The 20,414-nt window shown below is 67.7% G+C and carries 20 protein-coding genes; 10 read left to right on the forward strand and 10 right to left on the reverse strand.

Annotation, left to right across the window (positions count from 1 at the left end):
• Window positions 1-72 precede the first annotated feature (72 nt).
• Window positions 73-1,311 (forward strand): MFS transporter, encoded by a 1,239-nt coding sequence (locus RAC69_RS14395; RefSeq protein ID WP_375087418.1) that lies wholly within the window; start codon window positions 73-75, stop codon window positions 1,309-1,311.
• A 169-nt stretch (window positions 1,312-1,480) separates the two neighbouring features.
• On the opposite strand, the gene panB is transcribed toward RAC69_RS14395, so the two are convergent.
• From panB to RAC69_RS14410, 3 genes are read right to left on the reverse strand one after another with little or no spacing between them, the layout of a single operon-like run.
• Complete coding sequence (gene panB / locus RAC69_RS14400) at window positions 1,481-2,350, reverse strand: 3-methyl-2-oxobutanoate hydroxymethyltransferase (RefSeq protein ID WP_375087419.1); 870 nt, start codon at window positions 2,348-2,350, stop codon at window positions 1,481-1,483.
• A complete protein-coding gene (gene panC, locus RAC69_RS14405; protein WP_375087420.1) occupies window positions 2,347-3,189 on the reverse strand; it encodes a pantoate--beta-alanine ligase in 843 nt (280 codons plus the stop codon). Before panC ends, panB begins: the two co-directional genes overlap by 4 nt.
• Entirely contained in the window at window positions 3,186-3,911 is a 726-nt protein-coding gene (locus RAC69_RS14410) for a DUF2520 domain-containing protein (protein ID WP_375087421.1), read from the reverse strand. Before RAC69_RS14410 ends, panC begins: the two co-directional genes overlap by 4 nt.
• Before the next feature lie 238 nt (window positions 3,912-4,149).
• Between RAC69_RS14410 and RAC69_RS14415 the strand changes: the two genes are divergently transcribed.
• The 3 genes from RAC69_RS14415 (at window position 4,150) to RAC69_RS14425 (ending at window position 7,923) form a co-directional block, all read left to right on the forward strand.
• Window positions 4,150-4,713 (forward strand): TetR/AcrR family transcriptional regulator, encoded by a 564-nt coding sequence (locus tag RAC69_RS14415; protein WP_375087422.1) that lies wholly within the window; start codon window positions 4,150-4,152, stop codon window positions 4,711-4,713.
• A gap of 82 nt (window positions 4,714-4,795) precedes the next feature.
• The gene (locus tag RAC69_RS14420) at window positions 4,796-6,211 is read left to right on the forward strand and encodes an MFS transporter (protein ID WP_375087423.1); all 1,416 of its coding nucleotides are present in this window, start codon (window positions 4,796-4,798) and stop codon (window positions 6,209-6,211) included.
• A 209-nt stretch (window positions 6,212-6,420) separates the two neighbouring features.
• The gene (locus RAC69_RS14425) at window positions 6,421-7,923 is read left to right on the forward strand and encodes a SulP family inorganic anion transporter (RefSeq protein ID WP_375087424.1); all 1,503 of its coding nucleotides are present in this window, start codon (window positions 6,421-6,423) and stop codon (window positions 7,921-7,923) included.
• 21 nt (window positions 7,924-7,944) lie between these two features.
• On the opposite strand, the gene RAC69_RS14430 is transcribed toward RAC69_RS14425, so the two are convergent.
• Window positions 7,945-9,036 (reverse strand): Fic family protein, encoded by a 1,092-nt coding sequence (locus RAC69_RS14430; protein WP_375087425.1) that lies wholly within the window; start codon window positions 9,034-9,036, stop codon window positions 7,945-7,947.
• Between the two features lie 261 nt (window positions 9,037-9,297).
• Complete coding sequence (locus tag RAC69_RS14435; protein WP_375087426.1) at window positions 9,298-9,621, reverse strand: hypothetical protein; 324 nt, start codon at window positions 9,619-9,621, stop codon at window positions 9,298-9,300.
• 204 nt (window positions 9,622-9,825) lie between these two features.
• On the opposite strand from RAC69_RS14435, the gene RAC69_RS14440 reads away from it, so the two are divergent.
• From RAC69_RS14440 to RAC69_RS14460, 5 genes are all read left to right on the forward strand, one after another.
• Entirely contained in the window at window positions 9,826-10,902 is a 1,077-nt protein-coding gene (locus tag RAC69_RS14440) for an extracellular solute-binding protein (RefSeq protein ID WP_375087427.1), read from the forward strand.
• 37 nt (window positions 10,903-10,939) lie between these two features.
• A complete protein-coding gene (locus RAC69_RS14445) occupies window positions 10,940-11,956 on the forward strand; it encodes an ABC transporter ATP-binding protein (protein ID WP_375087428.1) in 1,017 nt (338 codons plus the stop codon).
• 97 nt (window positions 11,957-12,053) lie between these two features.
• Entirely contained in the window at window positions 12,054-13,865 is a 1,812-nt protein-coding gene (locus RAC69_RS14450; protein WP_375087429.1) for an ABC transporter permease, read from the forward strand.
• Window positions 13,862-14,875 carry a LacI family DNA-binding transcriptional regulator gene (locus tag RAC69_RS14455; protein WP_375087430.1) on the forward strand — a complete coding sequence of 338 codons (1,014 nt, stop codon included), beginning with the start codon at window positions 13,862-13,864 and terminating at the stop codon, window positions 14,873-14,875. The genes RAC69_RS14450 and RAC69_RS14455 overlap by 4 nt, the downstream gene beginning before the upstream one ends.
• A 68-nt stretch (window positions 14,876-14,943) precedes the next feature.
• Window positions 14,944-15,837: a phosphodiesterase gene (locus tag RAC69_RS14460; RefSeq protein WP_375087431.1), complete on the forward strand. Its 894-nt coding sequence runs from the start codon at window positions 14,944-14,946 to the stop codon at window positions 15,835-15,837.
• Between the two features lie 167 nt (window positions 15,838-16,004).
• Here the strand turns inward: RAC69_RS14460 and RAC69_RS14465 are convergent, their stop codons facing one another.
• The 5 genes from RAC69_RS14465 to RAC69_RS14485 form a co-directional block, all read right to left on the reverse strand.
• Entirely contained in the window at window positions 16,005-16,385 is a 381-nt protein-coding gene (locus RAC69_RS14465) for a hypothetical protein (RefSeq protein ID WP_375087432.1), read from the reverse strand.
• Entirely contained in the window at window positions 16,375-16,521 is a 147-nt protein-coding gene (locus tag RAC69_RS14470; RefSeq protein WP_375087433.1) for a hypothetical protein, read from the reverse strand. Before RAC69_RS14470 ends, RAC69_RS14465 begins: the two co-directional genes overlap by 11 nt.
• 106 nt (window positions 16,522-16,627) lie before the next feature.
• Window positions 16,628-17,644 carry a hypothetical protein gene (locus RAC69_RS14475; RefSeq protein ID WP_375087434.1) on the reverse strand — a complete coding sequence of 339 codons (1,017 nt, stop codon included), beginning with the start codon at window positions 17,642-17,644 and terminating at the stop codon, window positions 16,628-16,630.
• A complete protein-coding gene (locus RAC69_RS14480; protein ID WP_375087435.1) occupies window positions 17,641-18,360 on the reverse strand; it encodes a hypothetical protein in 720 nt (239 codons plus the stop codon). Before RAC69_RS14480 ends, RAC69_RS14475 begins: the two co-directional genes overlap by 4 nt.
• 118 nt (window positions 18,361-18,478) lie before the next feature.
• Window positions 18,479-19,408, reverse strand: a complete 930-nt coding sequence (locus RAC69_RS14485; protein ID WP_375087436.1) for an NADP-dependent oxidoreductase — start codon at window positions 19,406-19,408, stop codon at window positions 18,479-18,481.
• Between the two features lie 88 nt (window positions 19,409-19,496).
• On the opposite strand from RAC69_RS14485, the gene RAC69_RS14490 reads away from it, so the two are divergent.
• Window positions 19,497-19,994 (forward strand): MarR family winged helix-turn-helix transcriptional regulator, encoded by a 498-nt coding sequence (locus RAC69_RS14490; protein WP_375087437.1) that lies wholly within the window; start codon window positions 19,497-19,499, stop codon window positions 19,992-19,994.
• The last annotated feature ends 420 nt before the right edge of the window (window positions 19,995-20,414 follow it).

Raw genomic sequence — 20,414 nt, forward strand, 5'->3', positions numbered from 1 at the left:
ATAGTTGAACAATCGCTCGAGGGCGAGTACGCTCGCCAAGGTTCGATGATTCTCGAACCGAACAGGAGCCCCATGACCACCGCGCCGATCGCCACCTCCGCGTCGACATCCGCCGCGACGCCCGCCGACGCGCAGCCCGGCAGCCGTCGCCATCGCTTCGGTTTCGCGCTCGCGATCGTCGCGCAGATCGCCATGATGACCGGCGCGAGCGCGCCGTCGCCGTTCTACCCCGTGCTCGCAGCCGAGATCGGCTTCGACGCGATCGTCATCAGCGCCGTGTTCGCGGTGTACGCGATCGCCCTGCTGCTGGCATTGCTCACGGCCGGCTCTCTGTCGGACCACGTGGGCCGCCGGCCGGTCGCGATCGCCGGATTCCTGCTCCTCGCGGCGAGCATGCTGCTGTTCTGGCATGCGGACGCGGTCGTGACGCTCATGCTCGCCCGCATCCTGCAGGGCGCTGCGAGCGGAGTGCTCATCTCGACGCTCTCGGCCGCCGCGCTCGATCTCGCGCCGCACGGTCGCGCTCGGACCGCCGCCCTGTGGAACGCCCTCAGCCCGGGGATCGGCCTCGCCCTCGGCGCCCTGCTCGCCGGCATCGCCCTCGACCTCACGCGCGCCGCTCTGCTCGACGTGTTCGCCCCGCTCACGGCGGTCTACGTCATCCTCGCCGGTCTCTTCTTCGTGGCACCCGAGACCGCTCCCCTGCGAGCGGGCGCCTGGGCGTCGCTGCGGTTCCGCCTGTCGGTGCCGTCGGCCGTGCGCGGCGACTTCTGGCGCGGAGCGCCCGCGATCATCGCCGGATGGGCGACCGGCGGACTCTTCCTCTCGCTCGGAGCGACCATCGTGCGCAGCGAGCTCGGCGGCGAGGCGCACACCTGGCAGGGCCTGTCGGTGGCGATGCTCGCGGGCGTCGGAGCGATCACGGCGTTCGCGTTCCGTCACCGCTCCGCGCGCACTTCGGTGATCTTCGGGACATCCGCACTCACGGTCGGCACCGCACTGTCGCTCATCGCGCTGAGCGCCGGATCACTGCCGTTCTACCTCGTGGTCACGGCCATCACGGGCATGGGGTTCGGCACCGCCTTCTCGGGAGTCGTCGCGTCCCTGGCGCCGCGCATCCCCGCGACCGAGCGCGCCGACGCCTTCGCCGTCATCTACGTGCTCGCCTACCTCGCCTTCGCCGTCCCGGCCGTCGTCGCCGGCATGCTCGTCGGAGTCTTCGGCCTGACCGCGGTCTGCCTCGGATACGGCGCCGTCGTGATCGCCCTCGCCGTGATCGCCCTCGTGCTGCGCGTGCGTCGGTCCGCGTAGGCGCGCTGCGCCGCGGCATTCCTGCGCTGGGAGCCCTGACCGCGGGGTGGTTCCCGCGGTCGGATGCCGTTCGCTCGGCCACATCCCACCCTCGCGGCCGAGGGAAGAGAAGAAGGCCGAGGGAAGACGAGAAGGCCGAGGGAAGAGAAGAAGGCCGAGGGAACGAGTTCTACCGCTCCGCGAGCAGCTCCTGCAGCCGCGCGGCCTCGGCCTCCGGCATCCCATACCCGTGCTCGGGAGCCGGGTACTCTCCCGACCGCACCTCGCTCGCGTAGGCCGAGACCCCGGCGACGGATGCCGCGCGCACGTCGGCGTACCGCTTGACGAAGGTCGCTGCGGGTCCGTCGTAGATGCCGAGCAGGTCGTGGAAGACGAGCACCTGGCCGTCGGCATCCCCTCCGGCTCCAATGCCGATCACCGGCACACGCAGCAGGGGCATGAGCGCCGCCGTCACCGCCGAGGGCACGGCTTCGACGACGAGCAGCGAGACTCCGGCATCCTGCAGTGCGAGGGCGTCGTCGATCACGGCGAGCGCGGCCTCGGCGGTGCGCCCCTGCGCGCGGAAGCCGCCGAGCGCGGTCGCGGTCTGCGGCGTGAGGCCGACATGTCCGACGACGGGGATGCCGGCGTCGACCAGCGCACGGGCTCGCGCCACCGTCGTGCCACCTCGCTCGATCTTGACGAGGTCGACGCCCGCCTCCTTCACGAACCGCTGCGCGGTCTCGAGCGCGAGGGCATCGGAGGCCTCGTACGATCCGAACGGCAGGTCGCCCACGAGGAGGGGCCGCGACAGTCCGCGCCGCACGGCCTTGGTGAGCATGAGCATCTCGTCGATCGTGACGGGCACGGTGCTGTCGTAGCCAAGCACGGTCATCGCGGCGGAATCGCCGACGAGCACCATGTCGACGCCGGCGTCTTCGACGATCTGCGCGCCGGGGTGGTCGTAGGCGGTGACCATGACGATCGGCTCACCAGCGTCCTTCTTGCGAGCGAGATCGGCGATCGTCAGGCGTCGCGACGGAGCGGCGTGGGCGCTCATGCGGGGCTCCTCCTCAGCAGGTGGTTGTCGATCAGGCGGGCGGCGCCGACGCGGGCGGCGACGAGCAGCAGGGCGTCGTGGTCGACCCTCTCGACCGGGGCGAGAGTCTCGGCATCCCGGAGTTCGAGGTACTCGGGATCGATCCCCGCCTCCGCGAGCACCGCCAGAGCGGCGGGCAGGATACTGTCGCCCGCCGCGTGCGCGATCTCTGCCGCGTCGAGCGCCCGGCTCAGCGCGGTGGCCTGTGCGCGGGCCTCCGCGTCGAGATAGACGTTGCGCGAGCTCATCGCCAGTCCGTCGGGCTCGCGCACGATCGGGCAGGCGACGATCCGCACCCCGAGGTCGAGGTCGCGCACGACGCGGCGCACGACGAGCACCTGCTGCGCGTCCTTCTGCCCGAAGTACGCGCAGTCGGGGCGGACGATGCCGAAGAGCTTCGTGACGACGGTCGCGACGCCGTCGAAGTGGTGGGCGCCGCGGCTCGCGCCGTCGAGCACCTCGGTGATGCCGGCGACGTGGATCGTCGTCGCAAAACCGTCCGGGTAGATCTCCGACGGATCCGGTGCGAACAGGATGTCGACGCCCACACTCTCGGCGAGCGCCGCATCGCGGGTCTCATCGCGCGGGTAGGTGCTGAGATCTTCGTTCGGCCCGAACTGGGTCGGGTTGACGAACAGCGACACGACGACGAGGCCGTGGTGCATCCGCGCCTCGCGCATGAGCGACAGGTGCCCCTCGTGGAACGCCCCCATCGTGGGGACGAGTCCGACCGTGCGCCCCTCGGCGCGCGCATCGCCGACAGCGGCGCGCACCTCGGCGATCGTTCGGAGGATCCTCATGCGTCGTCCTCCCGTCCGGCGAGGTCGCGCGTCGCGGCGGCGAGCGCGTCGAAGAGGTCGCCCCGGCGGCCGGATGCCGCGCGCTGCCGTGCCACGGTCTCCTCGTCGCCGCGGGCGATGGGCCCGGTGAGCACGGCAGCCGTGCCGGACGCGGCCCAGTTCTCGACGGCCTGCCGCACGAGCGGCACGAGGTGCGCGCGTTCGACCCCGGCCTCGTTCGCGAGCTCCTCGGCCGCGTCGAGCACCGTGAGCACGAAGTTCGACGCGAAGGATGCTGCGGCGTGATAGCTCGCGCGGTGCGCGTCGTCGACCCGGAACGGGTGCATGCCGAGGGTCGTGGCGATCTCCGTGGCGAGTGCGAGATCGACATCCGTCCGTCCGTCGACGGCGGCCCCGATTCCGGCGAACACCTCGGGCGGCTCCCCGCCCGTGAACGTCTGCAGGGGATGGATGCTGAGGTCGACGCCGTCGAGCCCGGTGGCCCCGGAGACGTGGGCGAGGCGGTGGGCCCGCGAGCGGGCGGTTGCCGCGGCGTCAGAGATCGCAGCATCCGGCACGCAGAGGATCGCGAGGTCGACGGTCGAGAACTCCGCGTCGCGCCTGAGAGGGCCATGGACGGTGAAGCCGGCCGCGCGCAGGGCGCCGGCGAGGACAGTGCCGAGCCGTCCGGCGCCGAGGACGGCGATGGTCGGCGCGAGGGCGGGAGAAGGCGTGGAGGTCATGATGTCAGCTACCCCGAGGCGGTCGGAGCAGATGCGTCGAGTATCCGCCGTGCGGGGCACCGTCGCCAAATGCGGGATCAAAACGACAATCGCAATGGATGCTTCATGCATCACTATCGCCTATATTGATCGTCTCAGGTTGGCATTCTGCTTTCGCGCCGGTTCGGCACCCACGGGCCTGATGACTGCCGCCTGAGAGTGATTGACCAATCACTCTCATGCGCGTACAGTCGCTTCCATGACCCCGCGCACCCCTGTCCTCTCCACCGCCGACGTCCGCCGCCCCCTGGTCGCGGCGGCGGCACTGGCGGAGTTCGCTCGGGGCGGGTACTTCCGCACGACCGTGGCCGATGTCGCTCGCGAGGCGAAGATCTCGCCGGCGTACGTCTTCAAGCTGTTCCCGCGCAAGGAGCAGCTCTTCGTCGCAGCGCTCGAGGCGTGCTTCGAGCGCATCGTCGAAGCTCTGGATGTCGGAGCCGATGCGGCCGAGTCCCCCACCCCCGACGAGGTGCTGGATGCGATGGGCGAGGCGTACGCCGACCTCATCCGCGACCGGTCACTGCTGATGCTGCAGGTGCATGCGCAGTCCGCGGCGGAGATCCCCGAGATCGGCGATGCGTTGCGCGCCGGCCTCGCGAAGGTCACCGAGTTCGTGCGGCAGCGCTCGGCGGGGAGCGACGACGCCGTGCAGCGCTTCATCGCCTACGGGCAGCTCTGCCACCTGATCGTCACGGCGCGCGTGGACGAGAGCAGTGCGCCGTGGGCGAAGATCGTCGCGCACGGCATCCGTCACCCCGAGTGAGCCATCCCGCCCGGGCTCGCTTCTTCATGCCCTCTCAAGTGAGTGACCACTCACTAACACCACTATCGACAAGGAGTTCGCCATGGCTTTCACCACGTCCGCACCCGCTACAACCGCCCGGAGCACCCGGCGCTGGCTGGCACTGACCTTCCTCGCTCTCGCGCAGTTCCTCGTCGTGCTCGACGCGTCGATCGTCAACATCGCACTGCCCGTGCTCGGCGATCAGCTCGACATGAGCACCGCCGCGCTGGCGTGGGTGATCACGGCCTACGTCCTCGCGTTCGGCGGACTGCTGCTGCTCGGAGGACGCCTCGCCGACCGGTACGGCCACCGCCGGATCTTCCTCCTCGGCACGGCGGGGTTCGTCGGGGCATCCGCTCTGGCCGGCCTGTCGTTCTCGAGCGAGATGCTGCTCGCGGCGCGTGCCCTGCAGGGGGTGTCGGCCGCGCTGCTCGCTCCGTCGGCGCTCGCACTGCTGACGCAGCTGTTCCCCGAGGCGCGTGACCGTTCGAAGGCGCTCGGCGTGTGGGGCGGGGTCGCCGGGATCGGCTCGGCCGCCGGCGTGCTGCTCGGCGGGGTGCTCACCGGAGCGTTCGGGTGGCAGTCGGTGTTCTTCGTGAACGTCCCCGTCGGCATCGTCGTGCTCGTCGCCGTGCCGCTGCTGATCTCGCGCGACACCGCGTCGCCGAGCGAGAGGCTCGACGTGTGGGGCGCCGTCACCATCACCGGTGCGCTGGTCGCAGTGGTCGGTGCCCTCAGTGCCGTCGAGCAGGTCGGCATCCTGCACGCGCTCCCTCTCGTGCTTCTCGTCGCCGCCGTCGGGCTCGGAGCCGCGTTCGTCGCGATCGAGCGCCGCACGGCATCCCCGCTCGTCCCGCTCAGGGTGTTCCGCAACCGCACCCTGTCGATCGGCAACGCGGTCGTGCTGCTCGTCGGCGCCGGAATGGTCGCGCTGTTCTTCGCGCTCTCCGTCTACATGCAGGCGGTGCTCGGCTACGACGCGCTCACCACCGGGCTCTCGCAGCTGCCCCTCGCCGGAGCGCTCGTCGTCGTCGCGGGCGTCGTCCCCGCGCTCGTGCAGCGCCTCGGCCTGACCGCGACGCTGATCGGATCGCTGCTCGTGCTGGCCGCGGGTCTCGTGTGGCTGTCGTTCGCGCCCGCGGATGCCGGATTCGTCGCGCAGCTGCTGGGGCCCACCCTGCTCATCGGCGTCGGCCTCGGCGGCGCGTTCGTCACCGCGACGCAGCTGTCGGTCGATGGCGTCGAGGGCGGCGAGGCCGGACTGGCCGGCGGGCTCGTGAACACCAGCCAGCAGATCGGCGGCGCCCTCGGGCTCGCCGTGCTCGGCACCGTCGCCTCGCTGCGGACCGAGACGCTGACCTCGGCCGGGGTCTCTGCGCCGGAGGCCCTGACCGGCGGGTTCTCGTGGCTGTTCCTCGGGGCCGCGGCGGTCACGGTGGCCGGAGCCGCAGTGGCGGGGTTGGCGCGGCGGGGCTGAGGTCGTTCGCTCGGTGATGTGCGCTTCGCTCGGCCGGATTCCGCGAATCCGGCCGAGTGAAGCACCTCTTACCGCGGAAACCCTCAGGTCGTGGAGCGAGCGAAGCGAAACGAAACGGGTGATGAGCTCCGGCGGCGGCGAGCCCGTGGCATCCGCTCTACTCTGGACTGTCGGCCCCATTCGCGTGGCCCTTCTCTGGAGCATCCCCCATGTCTGCACTCACGGTCGATGATCGTGCCCGCTATCGGGCGAAGCCTTCTGTTCTCGACGCGCTGAAGAGTCCGCGGATGCTGACGCGCGAGGTCCTGGCGGGACTCGTCGTCGGACTGGCGCTGATCCCCGAGGCGATCGCGTTCTCGGTGATCGCGGGCGTCGACCCCAAGGTCGGCCTGTTCTCGTCGTTCATCATGGCGGTGTCGATCGCGTTCCTCGGCGGGCGTCCGGCGATGGTGACCGCGGCGACCGGAGCCGTGGCGCTCGTGATCGCGCCCGTCGCTCCGACGTACGGGATGGACTACTTCATCGCGACCGTGATCCTGGCCGGTGTCTTCCAGGTGATCCTCGGGGTGCTCGGCGTCGCGAAGCTCATGCGGTTCATCCCCCGCAGCGTCATGGTCGGGTTCGTGAACGCGCTCGCGATCTTCGTGTTCAGCTCGCAGTTCCCGCAGCTGATCGATGTGCCGTGGCTCGTGTATCCGCTCGTGGCCCTCGGCATCCTGGTCATGATTGTCATGCCGCGGATCACGAAGATCGTGCCGGCGCCGCTCGTGTCGGTGATCATCGTGACCGCGGTCGTGCTGACGATGGGCATCACGGTGCCGACGGTCGGCGACCAGGGCGAGCTGCCGCGGAGTCTGCCGTCGCTCTTCCTGCCCGACATACCGTGGACGTGGGAGACGTTCGGCATCATCGCGCCGTTCGCGCTCGGGGTCGCGCTCGTCGGCCTCATGGAGTCGCTGCTCACCGCGAAGCTCGTCGACGAGATCACCGACACCCACTCCGACAACACCCGTGAGTCGTGGGCGCAGGGCGTCGCGAACATGCTGTCTGGATTCTTCGGCGGCATGGGCGGATGCGCGGTCATCGGCCAGACCATGATCGGCGTCAAGGCGTCAGGCGCGCGGACCCGGATCTCGACGTTCTGCGCCGGACTGTTCCTGTTCGTCCTGGTCGTCGTGTTCGGCGACTTCGTCGCGACGATCCCGATGGCGGCGCTCGTCGCGGTCATGATCATGGTGGCGATCGGGGCGTTCGACTGGCACTCCGTGAAGCCGTCGACTCTCAAGCGGATGCCGAAGAGCGAGACGTTCGTGATGATCGCCACCGTCGTGCTCGTGCTGCTGACGCACAACCTCGCCATCGGGGTCGTCGGCGGAGTGTTGGTCGCGTCGGTGCTGTTCGTGCGGCGGGTGGCACACTTCGTGTCGGTTTCGCGTGTTGTCTCGTCGGCTGGTGATTCGGTGACGTATGCCGTGACCGGCGAGCTGTTCTTCGCGTCGAGCAACGATCTGACGACGCTGTTCTCATACTCCGATGACCCGTCGCGGGTACTGGTGGATCTCTCACGATCGCACGTGTGGGATGCGTCGACCGTCGCCGCGCTGGATGCGATCGAGACGAAGTACCACGCGCTGGGGAAGTCCGTGGAGATCGTCGGGATGAACGAGAGCAGTCAGCGGATGCGGAAGCGGTTGACGGGCGGGTTCGAGTAGGGCGATCTACCCGGGTAGATCTCAGTCCGTCGTGTCCTTCGAGAGGATGCGCATGAACCGGTGGTTGACGAACAGACGTTCGCGTCCGATCTTGAAGTCGACGAGCACGTCGTTCTCGACCAGCGCGTTCAGCCATCCGGTCGCGGTCGGTCGGGAGACGCCGCACCGTGCCACGACGTCGCCGATGCGCGCGTAGGGGTTCTCGAAGAGCACGTCCAGCAGATCGGAGTTACTTCCCGCGGTCGTGTGCTCCTTGACCTCGATCCGCATGGTGTTCTGCAACTCCTGGATCGCGTCGATCTTCGCCAACGTCCCGGCGGCGGTCTCCTCGATCCCCTTCAGGATGAACAGGATCCACTCCTCCCACGCGCCGTCGGTCGTGACGGCCAACAGCAGGCGGTAGTACTCGTCCTTGTTCTGGATGATGTATCGGGAGAGATAGAGGATCGGATCGCGGAGAAGGTCCGCCGCGACCAGCTGCAGGACATTGAGGATGCGCCCGGTGCGGCCGTTGCCGTCGGCGAAGGGGTGGATGGCTTCGAACTGGTAGTGACAGATCGCCATCACGACTAGGGGATCGTAGTCTGCGTCGGTGTGCACGAACTCGACCCAGTCGCTCAGCATGTCGCGGATCACACGCTCACCCGTCGGGGGCGTGTAGATCGCTTTTCCCGTGGCCTGGTTGCCGATGTACGTTCCGGGGAGTGTGCGCACGCCCATGTCGCGCTGGTGGATGTTGGTGCAGACCTCGATCGCCGTGTTGATGGAGATCGGCCGATCCGCGATAGCGCGCAGTCCGCTGAACAGCGCCGCCCGGTAGCGAAGCGTCTCCTTCGTGTCCGCGCTGGCGGAGTCGGTCGCATCATGCGCGAAACGGAACAACTCGTCCGTCGTCGTGACGATGTTCTCGATCTCGGAGCTGGCCTGCGCCTCGAGGAGTGAGATCGAGTTGACCAGAACCATCGGGTTCTGCATCCGCTTGCTCGCCTCATCCATCGCGGCCAGCGCCGTGCGAGCGCGGATCGCAGCTTTCAGCACCGCTCGTGATTCGAAGTCGACCTCCGGCGGCAGCGGCGGAAGCTCGTTGTACGGCGTCTCAGCGCTCCAGGTCATCTGTAAAGGTTACTCACACGTCCGACATTTATGTAAAAAAATCGCGGCTTTTTTTACATGTTTTCCGGACAGTCGAGATTCCTTTACAGATGGCTTGCCGTACTTGCCGCGCAACCCGCACGATTCCTCGGGGTCGTCAGATTGATCGAGCAGTGGGGCTGGACTCGCATGACGTGCCGTCGCATCGGCGCGCCGACTCCTTCGGCGTCTGTCTGTCAGGAGTGCCGGTGCATCGCGGTGATACACACCCGCGGCGAGCGACTAGCCGAGCGCGGCCTGGATCTGCCCCGCGAGCTTCTCGACGGCCTTCTTGTTCTTCACGCCGTCCATGAGTGCCGGCGGACGGTTGTGGTGCACGTTCAGCGACAGGTGCACGTCGGATCCGGATGCCGCGGGCACGACGTTCGCGCGGCCCAGCAGCTCCCAGTTCAGCAGCGTCTTCTTGGTCTGGAAGTCGATCTGCGTCCCGTCGGGGCTCTGCCCGAGGACCTTGCTCTTGTTGTCGGCGAGCACGCGCTGCACGGCAGCCGCTGTGGTCGCCGCGTCGGCGTTCGAGTGGAAAGTGGTGGTGGCTTCTGCGGACATCGTGATCCCCTCCGGTCATGGTGTGTGCTCTCACGCTATCGGAGTCGTGATCGTTCACCCGGGTGCAGGCTCGCGTTCACCTGCGAGGTTTATCTTGAGTGCGGTCGCGCGAACGCGGCCAAGATTTGCGCACTTCATTGTGCGTTAGCCACAATTTCTGGGTATGGTCGATCTGACATACCTCGATGACGAGAAAGGGCGACCATGGTCGACATCCGAAACAAGCGCTGGTCTCTTCTGGGGATCGCGGCGATCGCCGCCGTCACCCTGAGCGGGTGCGCAGGCGACGCCGGCGGCGAAGGCGGTTCGGGCGACGGCGGTGGCTCCGACGACACGCTCATCGTCTACACGAACTCCAACAGCGACGGCCGCGGTGAGTGGATCACCGAGAAGGCAGCGGATGCCGGCATCGACATCGAGATCGTCGGGCTCGGCGGCGCCGACCTGACGAACCGCATCATCGCCGAGAAGAACAACCCGGTCGGCGACGTTGTGTTCGGCCTGAACAACATGTTCTTCGAGCAACTCAAGGCCGAGGAGGCCATCACCGCGTACGAGCCCGAGTGGAGCGGCGAGGTTCCGGCCGACGCGGGCGACCCCGCCGACGGTGCGTTCTGGCCGCTCGTGCAGCAGGCGATCGTGACGGTCTACGACGAGAACCGCGTCTCCGACGCCCCCTCCGACGAGGAGGACCTGTGGACCGACGAGGAGTACGCGGGCCGCTACGAGGTCAACCCCGCACTGGGCCAGGCGACGCCGCAGCTCGTGCTCGCCGGCATCCTCTCCCGCCACCTCGACGAGGACGGCGACCTGGGCGTCAGCGACGAGGGCTGGGACCTGGTGAAGTCGTACTACGCGAACGGCTCCCCCGCGGTCGAGGGCACCGATCTGTACGCCCGCATCTCGCGCGACGAGGTCGACTACGGTGTGCTCCCGTCGAGCGGCATCGCCGCGCGTGACGCCGAGTACGGCACCTCGACCGGCATGATCGTCCCTGAGTACGGCGTGCCGTACGTGACCGAGCAGATCGCGCAGATCGCCGGCACCGACAACGAGGCGAAGGCTCAGGAGTTCATCGACTGGTTCGGCAGCGCCGAGGTGCAGGGCGAGTTCGCCGCCGAGTTCAACGCCATGCCGGTCAACGAGGGCGCGGTCGACAAGGCCAACCCCGAGGTCGTCGAGCTCATGGACTCGCTCCCCCGTCAGGACATCGACTTCGGCTTCGTGAGCGAGAACCTCGGCGCCTGGGTCGAGAAGGTCACGCTCGAGTACATCGGCTGACCCCCGCACACGACACGACACGATCGAGGAAGACACCATGATCCGTTTCGAAGACGTCGACGTCGCCTTCGGCAATCACCGCGCGGTCTCGCACCTCGACCTGGAGATCCGGGAGGGTGAGTTCTTCACCCTCCTGGGTCCCTCGGGTTGCGGCAAGACCACGGCCCTCCGCACACTGGCCGGGTTCGTCGAGCCCACCGGCGGACGCATCCACATCGCCGGTCGCGACGTCACGCGCGTGCCGAGCGAGAAGCGCGGCGTGGGCATGGTGTTCCAGAACTACGCGCTGTTCCCGAGCATGAACGTCCGAGAGAACATCGCGTTCGGACTCTCGATCCAGAAGACGTCGAAGGCCGAGCAGCGCCGCCGCGTCGATGAGGTCGCCGACCGCACCGGTCTCGCGCTGTCGCAGCTCGAGAAGAACGTGTCGGAGCTCTCGGGCGGCCAGCAGCAGCGCGTGGCCATCGCCCGCGCCCTTGCGCTGACCCCCAGCATCCTGCTGCTCGACGAGCCGCTGTCGAACCTCGACGCGAAGCTGCGCGTGCAGTTGCGCGAGCAGTTGAAAGACCTGCAGCACGAGGTCGGCGTGACCACGGTCTACGTCACGCACGACCAGGAGGAGGCGCTGACCCTCAGCGACCGCATCGCCGTGCTCGACGCGGGCACCCTGCAGCAGGTGGGAACGCCCGAGGAGATCTACGACCGCAGCGCCACGCCGTTCGTGTGCCGCTTCATCGGCGAGAACAACCGCCTCACCCCGGCACAGCTCGCCGGCCTCGGCGGAGGGCTGGATGCCGAGGCCGAGAGCTACGTGCGGCCCGAGAAGCTGCACCTCGCCGGCGCTGACGACGCGTCCGCCGCACCGGCGTCCCTCGACGGAACCGTCGTCGATCGCACGTACCACGGCAGCCACTCCGTCTACACGGTCACGGCGGCGGATGCGGCGCTGCGGGTCAGCGTTCCCGCGGCGGCGAGCGCTCGCCAGTGGAACCCGGGCGACGCCGTGCGCGTTGACGTCGACCCGCGCTGGATCCTGCAGTACCCGGCGGCCTGACATGTCGAACGCGCAGGAGCCCCGCGACCCGCAGAACCCTCGGAATCCCCAGAACCCTCAGAACCCTCAGAACCCCGTGGTCCCGCCGTCTGCCGCCATGACCGGAGGTGCAGGCGCTCTGACGACCGAGGCGGTCGTCGAGGAGCAGACGCCGGGACCGCGGCCCCGCCGCAGGGGCCGCCCCGGCAGCATCCGTGCGATGCTGCGTTCGCCGCTCGCCTGGGTGACCGGCATCGTGGTGGTGTGGTTCGCTGCCGCGTTCCTCGTGCTGCCGAACGCCGCCCTGCTCGGCGTCACGTTCTTCCCCGACGGACAGTTCAGCATCCGCGCCGTCGAGAAGCTGTTCGGCAGCGAGCGCGCGCTGAAGACCCTCGGCAACAGCTTCCTGCTCGCGATCACGCTGTCGGTCACGGTCAACGTGGTGGGCGTGTTCATCGTGCTGGTCACGAAGTACTTCCAGGTGCGCGGTGCGCGTCTGCTGTGGCTCGGCTACGCGACCACGCTCATCTGCGGCGGCATCGTGCTCGCCGCCGGCTACAACTTCATCTACGGCCGCTTCGGGTTCTTCACGAACATGATGGTCAACTGGTGGCCCGACATGGACCGCGACTGGTTCTCGGGCTACTTCGCGGTCGTCTTCGTGATGACGTTCGCGACGACGACGAACCACATGCTGTTCCTGTCGTCGTCGCTCGGCAAGGTCGACTACGCCTCGATCGAGGCCGCGAAGCTCATGGGCGCCTCGACGTGGACCATCCTGCGCCGCATCGTGCTGCCGGTCATGAAGCCGATGCTGTTCGCGGTCACGGTGCTCACATTCCTCATCGGGCTCGGGGCTCTGACGGCCCCGCTCGTGCTCGGCGGCCCGGACTTCCAGACCGTCGCGCCGCTCATCATCGACCTCTCTCGGAGTCCGATCACGCGTGACATCGCGGCGCTGCTGGCGATCGTGCTCGGCATCGCGACGATCATCCTGCTCGCGATCATGAACCGGTTCGAGAAGTCGGGCGTGTACTTCTCGGTCGCGAAGGTGGCGACGCCGATCCAGAAGCAGCGGATCCGCAACCCGTTCGCGAACATCGCCGTGCACGTCGTCGCGTACCTGCTGTGGGTGATCTACCTCATCCCCGTCGTGCTGATCGTTATCTTCTCGTTCGTCGATGCGCGCAGCATCCTCGCCGGGTCGATCACCCTCGATAGCTTCACGCTCGACAACTACATCACCGTGTTCTCGAGCGCGTCGGCGATCCGCCCGTTCATCGTCAGCGTCGTCTACAGCGCGCTCGCGTCGCTGATCGTGGTCGGCGGTCTGCTGTTCGTCGCACGGATGCTGCAGAAGCACCGCAACCTGTTGACGACGGCGATCGAGTACGTGCTGCACATCCCGTGGATCCTGCCGATCGTGCTCATCGCCCTCGCGCTGGTGACCGCGTTCGACAAGCCGCTCGCGATCGTGGGAGGGTTCGTGCTCACCGGCACGCCGATCCTGCTGCTCATCGCGTACATCTCGGTGAAGATCCCGTTCACGCTGCGGCTGCTGAAGGCCGGGTTCGCGTCGGTGCCCGATTCGCTCGAAGACGCCTCGCGCATCCTCGGCGCGAAGTCGCTGACCACGTTCCGCCGAGTGCTGATCCCGCTCGTGCTGCCGACGGCCGCCGCGATCACGGCGCTCAACTTCAACAGCCTGCTCGACGACTACGACGCGGCGATCTTCCTCTACCACCCGCTGTACAAGCCGCTCGGCGTCGCGATTCAGGAGAGCACCCGCGGCGAGAACAATCTCGACGCGATGCCGATCACGTTCGTCTACACGGTGCTGCTCATGGTCATCATGGGTGTCACCATGTATCTCGTGTACGGACGAGGATCGCGCGCCGGAGCGCCCCGCAAGCGGAAGACGCCCGCATGAACTCTGACTCGACGCCTGCCCTTCGGGTGACGATCTCCGACGTCGCGACCGCGGCCGGGGTGTCTCGCGCGACCGCGACGAGGGCGCTGAAGGGCGAGGGGCGGTTCGCTCCCGAGACGCAGGAGCGGATCCTCGCGGAGGCCGAGCGCCTCGGATACGTGCCGAACACGATGGCCGCCGAGCTCGCAGCCGGACGCACCGGCACGGTCGGACTCATGCTGCGCGACGCCAGCAACCCTGCGTACGGTCTGCTGTTCTCGCGGTTGCAGGACGAAGCGCACCAGCGGGGACTCGACCTGCTCACCGTCACGATCGGTGCCGACGAGCAGGGCGCCAAGCAGGTCGGCGCGCTGCACCGACTGCTCGGCATGCGCGTCGCCGGGCTCATCGTCGCGACCGGCGGCATCACCACCGCGCAGCTCGAGCCGTTCGCCGACCAGGTGCCGATCCTGCGCGCCGGTCGCGCGGAGACCTCGGGGCGCATCCACTCGGCGCACTACGACGATCCGGCGCACGGGCGGCTGCTCGCCTCGCACGTGGTGTCGCTGGGGCACCGTCGGGTGGTCGTGCTCGCCGGCGACGAGGAGGCGTCGTTCCCGGAGCACCTGCGGGCGCTCGCGATGCAGCAGACGCTGACGGATGCCGGGGTCGATGTGACTCTCGTGTCGACCGGGGCGCGGCCCGACGAGGGCGTGGCCGAGGCGCTGTCGGCCGTGCGCGGCGGCGCGACTGCCGTGATGTGCGCGTCGGACTACCGGCAGCTCGCCGTCATGCGGGCTCTGCGTGACGCTGGCCTCTCGGTGCCCGGCGATGTGAGCGTGACGGGGTGCGACGGCATCCTTCCCGGCGCCGACCTGCTGGGGCTCACGACCGTGCGCATCCCCGTGGAACGGGTCGCCGCCGCGGCCGTCGAGACCATGCAGGAGCTGCTGACCTCTGACGCGGCGACTCCGGTGCGGCGCGGGTTCGCCGGGGAGCTGGTGCCCGGGGCGACCGCCGGAGCCCTCTGACCGTCGTTCGCGCGTCGCGTTGCTCGCACTGCCCGTTCGCTGACACCTTTTGCCGATTTGGAAGAGACATGATCCTCACCGAACACCCCCGTCCGTCGCACACGTTCGTGCACATCTCCGACACGCACCTGCCCGGCGAGAGGTCGCCCCTCTACGGCAGCGGGGCGGATGCCGATTCGAACCTCGACCTCATGCTGTCGCGGCTGATCGCCTCGGGACTCCGGCCCGACGCGCTGCTCATGACCGGCGACCTCACCGACCGCGGGGATGGGTCGGCGTACGAGCGGCTGCGGGCCCTGGTCGACCCGGCCGCTGAGGCCCTGGGGTGCGAGGTCGTGTGGGTCGCCGGGAACCACGACGACCGCGGGACGATGCGGTCTGTGCTGGCGCTGTCAGGGTCTGGCTCTGATCCGATCACCGGGGTGCGCTGGTTCGGCGGGCTGCGCGTGATCGTGGTGGACTCGACCGTGCCCGGTGCGCACTGGGGCGAGGTCCCAGCCGAGCAGCTGTCCTGGCTCGCCGCGGAGCTCGCATCGCCCGCGCCCGACGGGACGCTGCTGCTCATGCACCACCCGCCGCTGCCGACCGTGCTCGACCTCGCGGTGACCGTCGAGCTGCGCGATCAGCCGGCGCTGGCAGAGGTACTGCGCGGGTCGGATGTGCGCGGCATCCTCTCGGGTCACGTGCACCACCCGTCGTTCGGCACGTTCGCGGGGATCCCCGTCGCGGTCGCATCATCGAGCGCGTACGGGCAGGATCTCGCGCAGCCCGTCGGGGCGACGCGGGGTCAGGACGCCGCGCAGGGCTACAACCTCGTGCACGTCTACGCCGACTCGGTCGTGCACTCCGTGGTGTCGCTGGAACGCGGCGCCGATGTGGGCGAGCCGGTCGGAGCGGAGGATGCCGGGACTCGCATCGCCGACCGCGGCATCACCTGGCGGGATTCCTCTCCCGTTCGTTGAGCGATCGAAGCGAGACGAAACGCGGTCCCCCCGCAGAGCACGAACCCGCCCCCTACCGTCCCGCTCGATGGTCGCGACGTTCTCGGGGTCGAAGTGACGGATCACGCCGTCGAGATCGAACAGGACGAGACGGATCGCAGACATCGGACGACGCTAACCGATGCGGTTCACCGGACCCAGGAGATGCAGGCTTCGCCGTCCGTGCGCACTCCGAGCCTCGTGACCAGGACGGGGTAGTCCGAGAACGACTCCGTCACCTCGACGATGAATTGGCCGTCTTCTTGAGACGCGACCTCGAGAGAGTGGCTCTTGAGCTCTGGCAGGTCCGAGTTCACGCCGCCGAGAATCGGGCCGCATGACAGGGCTTGCGCCGATTCCTCGTCGCCCGTTCGACTCGCGTCCACCCAACGCTTGGCGATCTCACGGGCGCGTTCTTCAGGGCTCAGCTCGACCGCGGTGCAAGCGACCAGCGAGAGCGAAGCAAATGCGGTGACGATGAGGAGGGCAGCGGCTCTCGCGACACTCCTTCGCCGGACGTCAGGAGTCATCGGAGAGAGCCCGGAACCACTGCAGACACAGGCCGCTCTCTGAGGCGGTGCGCTCGTTCGGGTTGTCCCACTGGATCACCCGCGGCGGCTCCCACTGCGTGAAGTACTTAGGGTACAGATCATTATGTGCCGCCACGCTTTCAAGGTGTTGTCGAGGGCCCTTCAATCGATCTACCCAAATCGCTCGACCAACGAACCGGCCGCGCAAGCTCGTTGCGATACTCGAGTTGGTCCCCTCTGGCTCAGTTCGGACGCAAGCGCTCTTGCAGTTCGCTTTCGATGCGAACAATCTCGCCGGGGCTAGGGTCGGGGCCACCCCATACGAGCTGAACGTTCAATTGATCCTCACTGTAGCTGCGAGTGACCTGCAGAGCTCTGTCACGACGAATCATGCGGCCCCCCACCACCCATTCGTGCGGATCGTTGAGCTGTGTCGGCGAAATTCCCAGTACTTCGATCTTCTCTTGCCACGACTCCAACGTGGAAGTAGGTCCGGCGCCCATCCGCAGTGACGCAAGAGTGAGGCGGCCGCCCTCGTGAACCGACTCGATCGGCGTATCCCGAATCACCGTGACTACTGGATCGAGTGACTGGATCCGCTCGGCGACCGAATCGATCGGGTTCCGGAGGAGGGGGTCCGCCTCAGGCAGATCAAAATCCCAGTCCTCGATCCTTCGTTCCGTGACACGTCGGTTGTGGACCGGAGCCAGCTTCCTGTACTCCTGGCGCCATCTGTTCGCGTCCGCGGACTTCACAGCCACGAGCAATGGGGCTAGGTCGATCGCACGACGCCACGGAACGACCACGCCTGCGTTAGACGGAAGCGTCGTGCGCCGTCGGGGAAGCATGTAGACCTCCGCGCCCAACCTTGTTGCCTCCCGCGCCGCGGGCGACCGCTCGGCGGGGTTGAGGACGAGCACGATTACGGACTCCTTTGCCGGCATCCGTGTCAGAGAGCTCGCGAGATGGCGGGCTGCGACGCGCGACTCGAGGTCGGAGCCCGCTTCCAGGCGTTGAGCGATCTCCCGCGGATTCTCGATCAGCGCCGAATCCCAGCGACGGGCCAGGGGCACACCGAGATCTTCCATCATTCTGCGAAGTCCAACGGAGCTGCTTCCAGTCTCGTCGACAACCAGCGACGCCTTTTCGCCGCCAGCCAGCTCGGTCCGAACACGTGACGCAACGCGATCGACGCCCAGGGCGACAGATCCGCGACTGATCTGATTGGGAACGATCTCCCTCGAGTCTTCGGAAGTCACGGGTTAACCATCCAATCAGTCGCCTGAAAATGGCTCGACACCGGGCCTGTGGACACAGGAGGACCAGCCGCGTCAAAAATGGCGACGGAAACGGGCCGACGGATCATCTCGCTTGCGCGCGTCCGCCACAGGCTGAGACGGATGAACTGCGATTCCGTCAGGTACTTCTCAAAGAAGTTGTAGTCCTCGTGCTTTGCGCGAACACTATCGGGCGAGATGCGGAGATTTCGAACGGCACTCTCGATCAGTCGCTTCGCCGCATCGCTCGACACCTGAAAGTCGAGATCACTCTCTTCTTTCGCCGCCCCTATCACGTACAGCGCATCGAACGGCCGCTGTTTCGGCCCACTCTCGGCCCAGCGTGAAGCGAGCCTCTCTTCCATGCGGGAGGTCTCGTACTGGCTAGGAAGCCGTTGATGTTGGTTCGCGAACTCCTGTACGAGTTCCGCCCTGGTGTAAAGCATCGGCTTCTTCAGGGAGGAGAAGAAGCGGGCCGCGCTCCCTTGCAAACGAACGTCTGCGTCATCAATTCCATCGGCCCGCAGCGCGTCGAACAGAGTCCGCCGGAGTTCGACGTAATCAGCCGGAGATACGGCAAGCGGCGTCTCTCCTCGCGCCCACGAATCAAAGCAGTCACGGGTGATGCCGAGAAAGCGCAGATCGTCGTCGGTGATCTGGTAGCCGCTCTGATCCGTGGCTGTAAGAACAACAGTCATGTCGCGAATCTAGCGGAACGAAAGATACATCGCTTGATCAATGAGCTCTCGTGCGCGTCCCGAACCGCCCTACGGGTGATCCACCGGAGTGAACACCCGGCTGAACACGATGCGCACATCACGGGATGACGATGACCTTGCCCGCAATCCGTCCCTCCGCAGCTTCGGCGTGCACGGCGGGCAGCTCGTCGAGCGAAACTCGGCGGGTGACCTCGACGGTCAGCACCCCGGCATCCGCCAGTCCGACGAGTTCGCGCAGCTTGTCCGCGTCGCTCTGCACGAACACGACGACCGAGCGCACGCCGCGGTCGGCGTCGTCGGGTGCGGGCATCCACGCGGTCGTGCTGACGACGACTCCCCCGTCGCGCACGAGGCCGACCATGGCGGTGAACTCGTCGGGTTCGATGGGGGCGAGGTTGAGCAGCAGATCGACCTGGTCGGTCACGGCATCCTGCACCGTGGACTGTGTGTGGTCGATGATCTCGTCCGCGCCGGCTGCGCGCACGGCATCCGCACTTCGCGGGCTCGCGGTCGCGATGACGGAGGCGCCCGCACGCTTGGCGAGGGCGATCGCGTACTTGCCGACGACTCCGCCGGCGCCGACGATGAGCACGCGCTGGCCGTCTTCGACTCCGCCGTCATCGAACAGCGCCTGGCGCGCGGTGAGGGCGACTGACGGGAGTGCGGCGGCATCCGCCAGCGGAACGCTCGTGGGCGCCGCGACGATCGAGTCGGCGGGAGCGACGACGTACTCGGCGGCGCCTCCATCGTCGGTCATCGGTAGAAACCCGATCACCGCGTCGCCGACCGCGAAGCCCTCGACGCCGTCGCCGATGGCGTCGATCGTTCCGGACACGTCGTATCCGGGGACGTGCGGGAGCTTCACCGGGATCGGCAGGAATCCGGCGCGCATGCCGTTGTCGGCGGCGTTGAAAGCGGATGCCGCGACGCGCAGCCGCACCTGACCCGCCGCCGGAGTGGGCTGGTCGATCTGCTCGATGCGGAGCACTTCGGGACCGCCGACCTCGTGGAACCGTACTGCCTTCATGTCTTCACCCCTTTCGTAAGTACTTCGAATTCGAAGCATATGCTGACAGTAGCACTGCTTCGAATTCGAAGCAAACTATACTGGGGTCATGAGTCGTCCCGCGCAGCTGTCCCCGCTCGAGCTCTCGGCGTACTTCGCGTTCACCGAGGTCAGCAGCCTGCTGCGGCACGAGGTCGAAAAGCAGCTGCGCGACGTCGGCAAGCTCAGCTACGTGCAGTTCCAGCTGCTCGCGCGGCTGGGCGATGCCCCCGGCGGGGCGCAGCGGATGACGGACCTCGCGGACGGCGTCGTCTACAGCCGAAGTGGGCTGACGTATCAGGCGCAGATGCTGGAGGAGCGCGGGCTGGTCACGAGGTCGCCGTCACCGGAGGATGAGCGGAGCACCCTGGTGACGCTGACCGATGCGGGGCGGGTGGTGCTGGCGGAGGTGTTCCCCGGGCACATCGCGGTCGTGCGGGGGTTGCTGTTCGAGTCGCTGGATGACCGGGATGTGGAGGTGCTGGAGCGGGTTATGACGCGGGTTTGTGGGCATCTTCGGGCGAATCCGCCGCGGAGTGCTGGGGGGCGGAAGCGGAAGGGCGGATAGTCACCCCCGCGGAGTCCGACAAGACGCGCGAGTCGTGGGCGCAGGGCGTCGCGAACATGCTGTCGGGATTCTTCGGCGGCATGGGCGGCTGCGCCATCATCGGCCAGACCATGATCGGCGTCAAATCGCCCGAGACAGAGCAAGTGACCGAGACGAAGTGCGCTACCCGCCGCCCGAACAGCGCCGACGCGACCAGCACCCCACCGACGACGCCGATCGCACCTCGCGGCCGTCGACATTCAAGCGGATGCCGAAGAGCGAGACGCTTCCGCCGCGTATGTCGTGGACCTCAAATGGCACGTAACGGAAGACCGTCCGGCCAACGAGCACAATCTGTGACCCACAGCGCCGCTCCGCGTGCGCGACACCAGCGTCCTCACACCCTCTCGGTCAAGGAGAGATATTGGAAGAACCGGAATC

This window comes from Microbacterium sp. LS_15, from assembly GCF_041954735.1.
GTDB lineage: Bacteria > Actinomycetota > Actinomycetes > Actinomycetales > Microbacteriaceae > Microbacterium.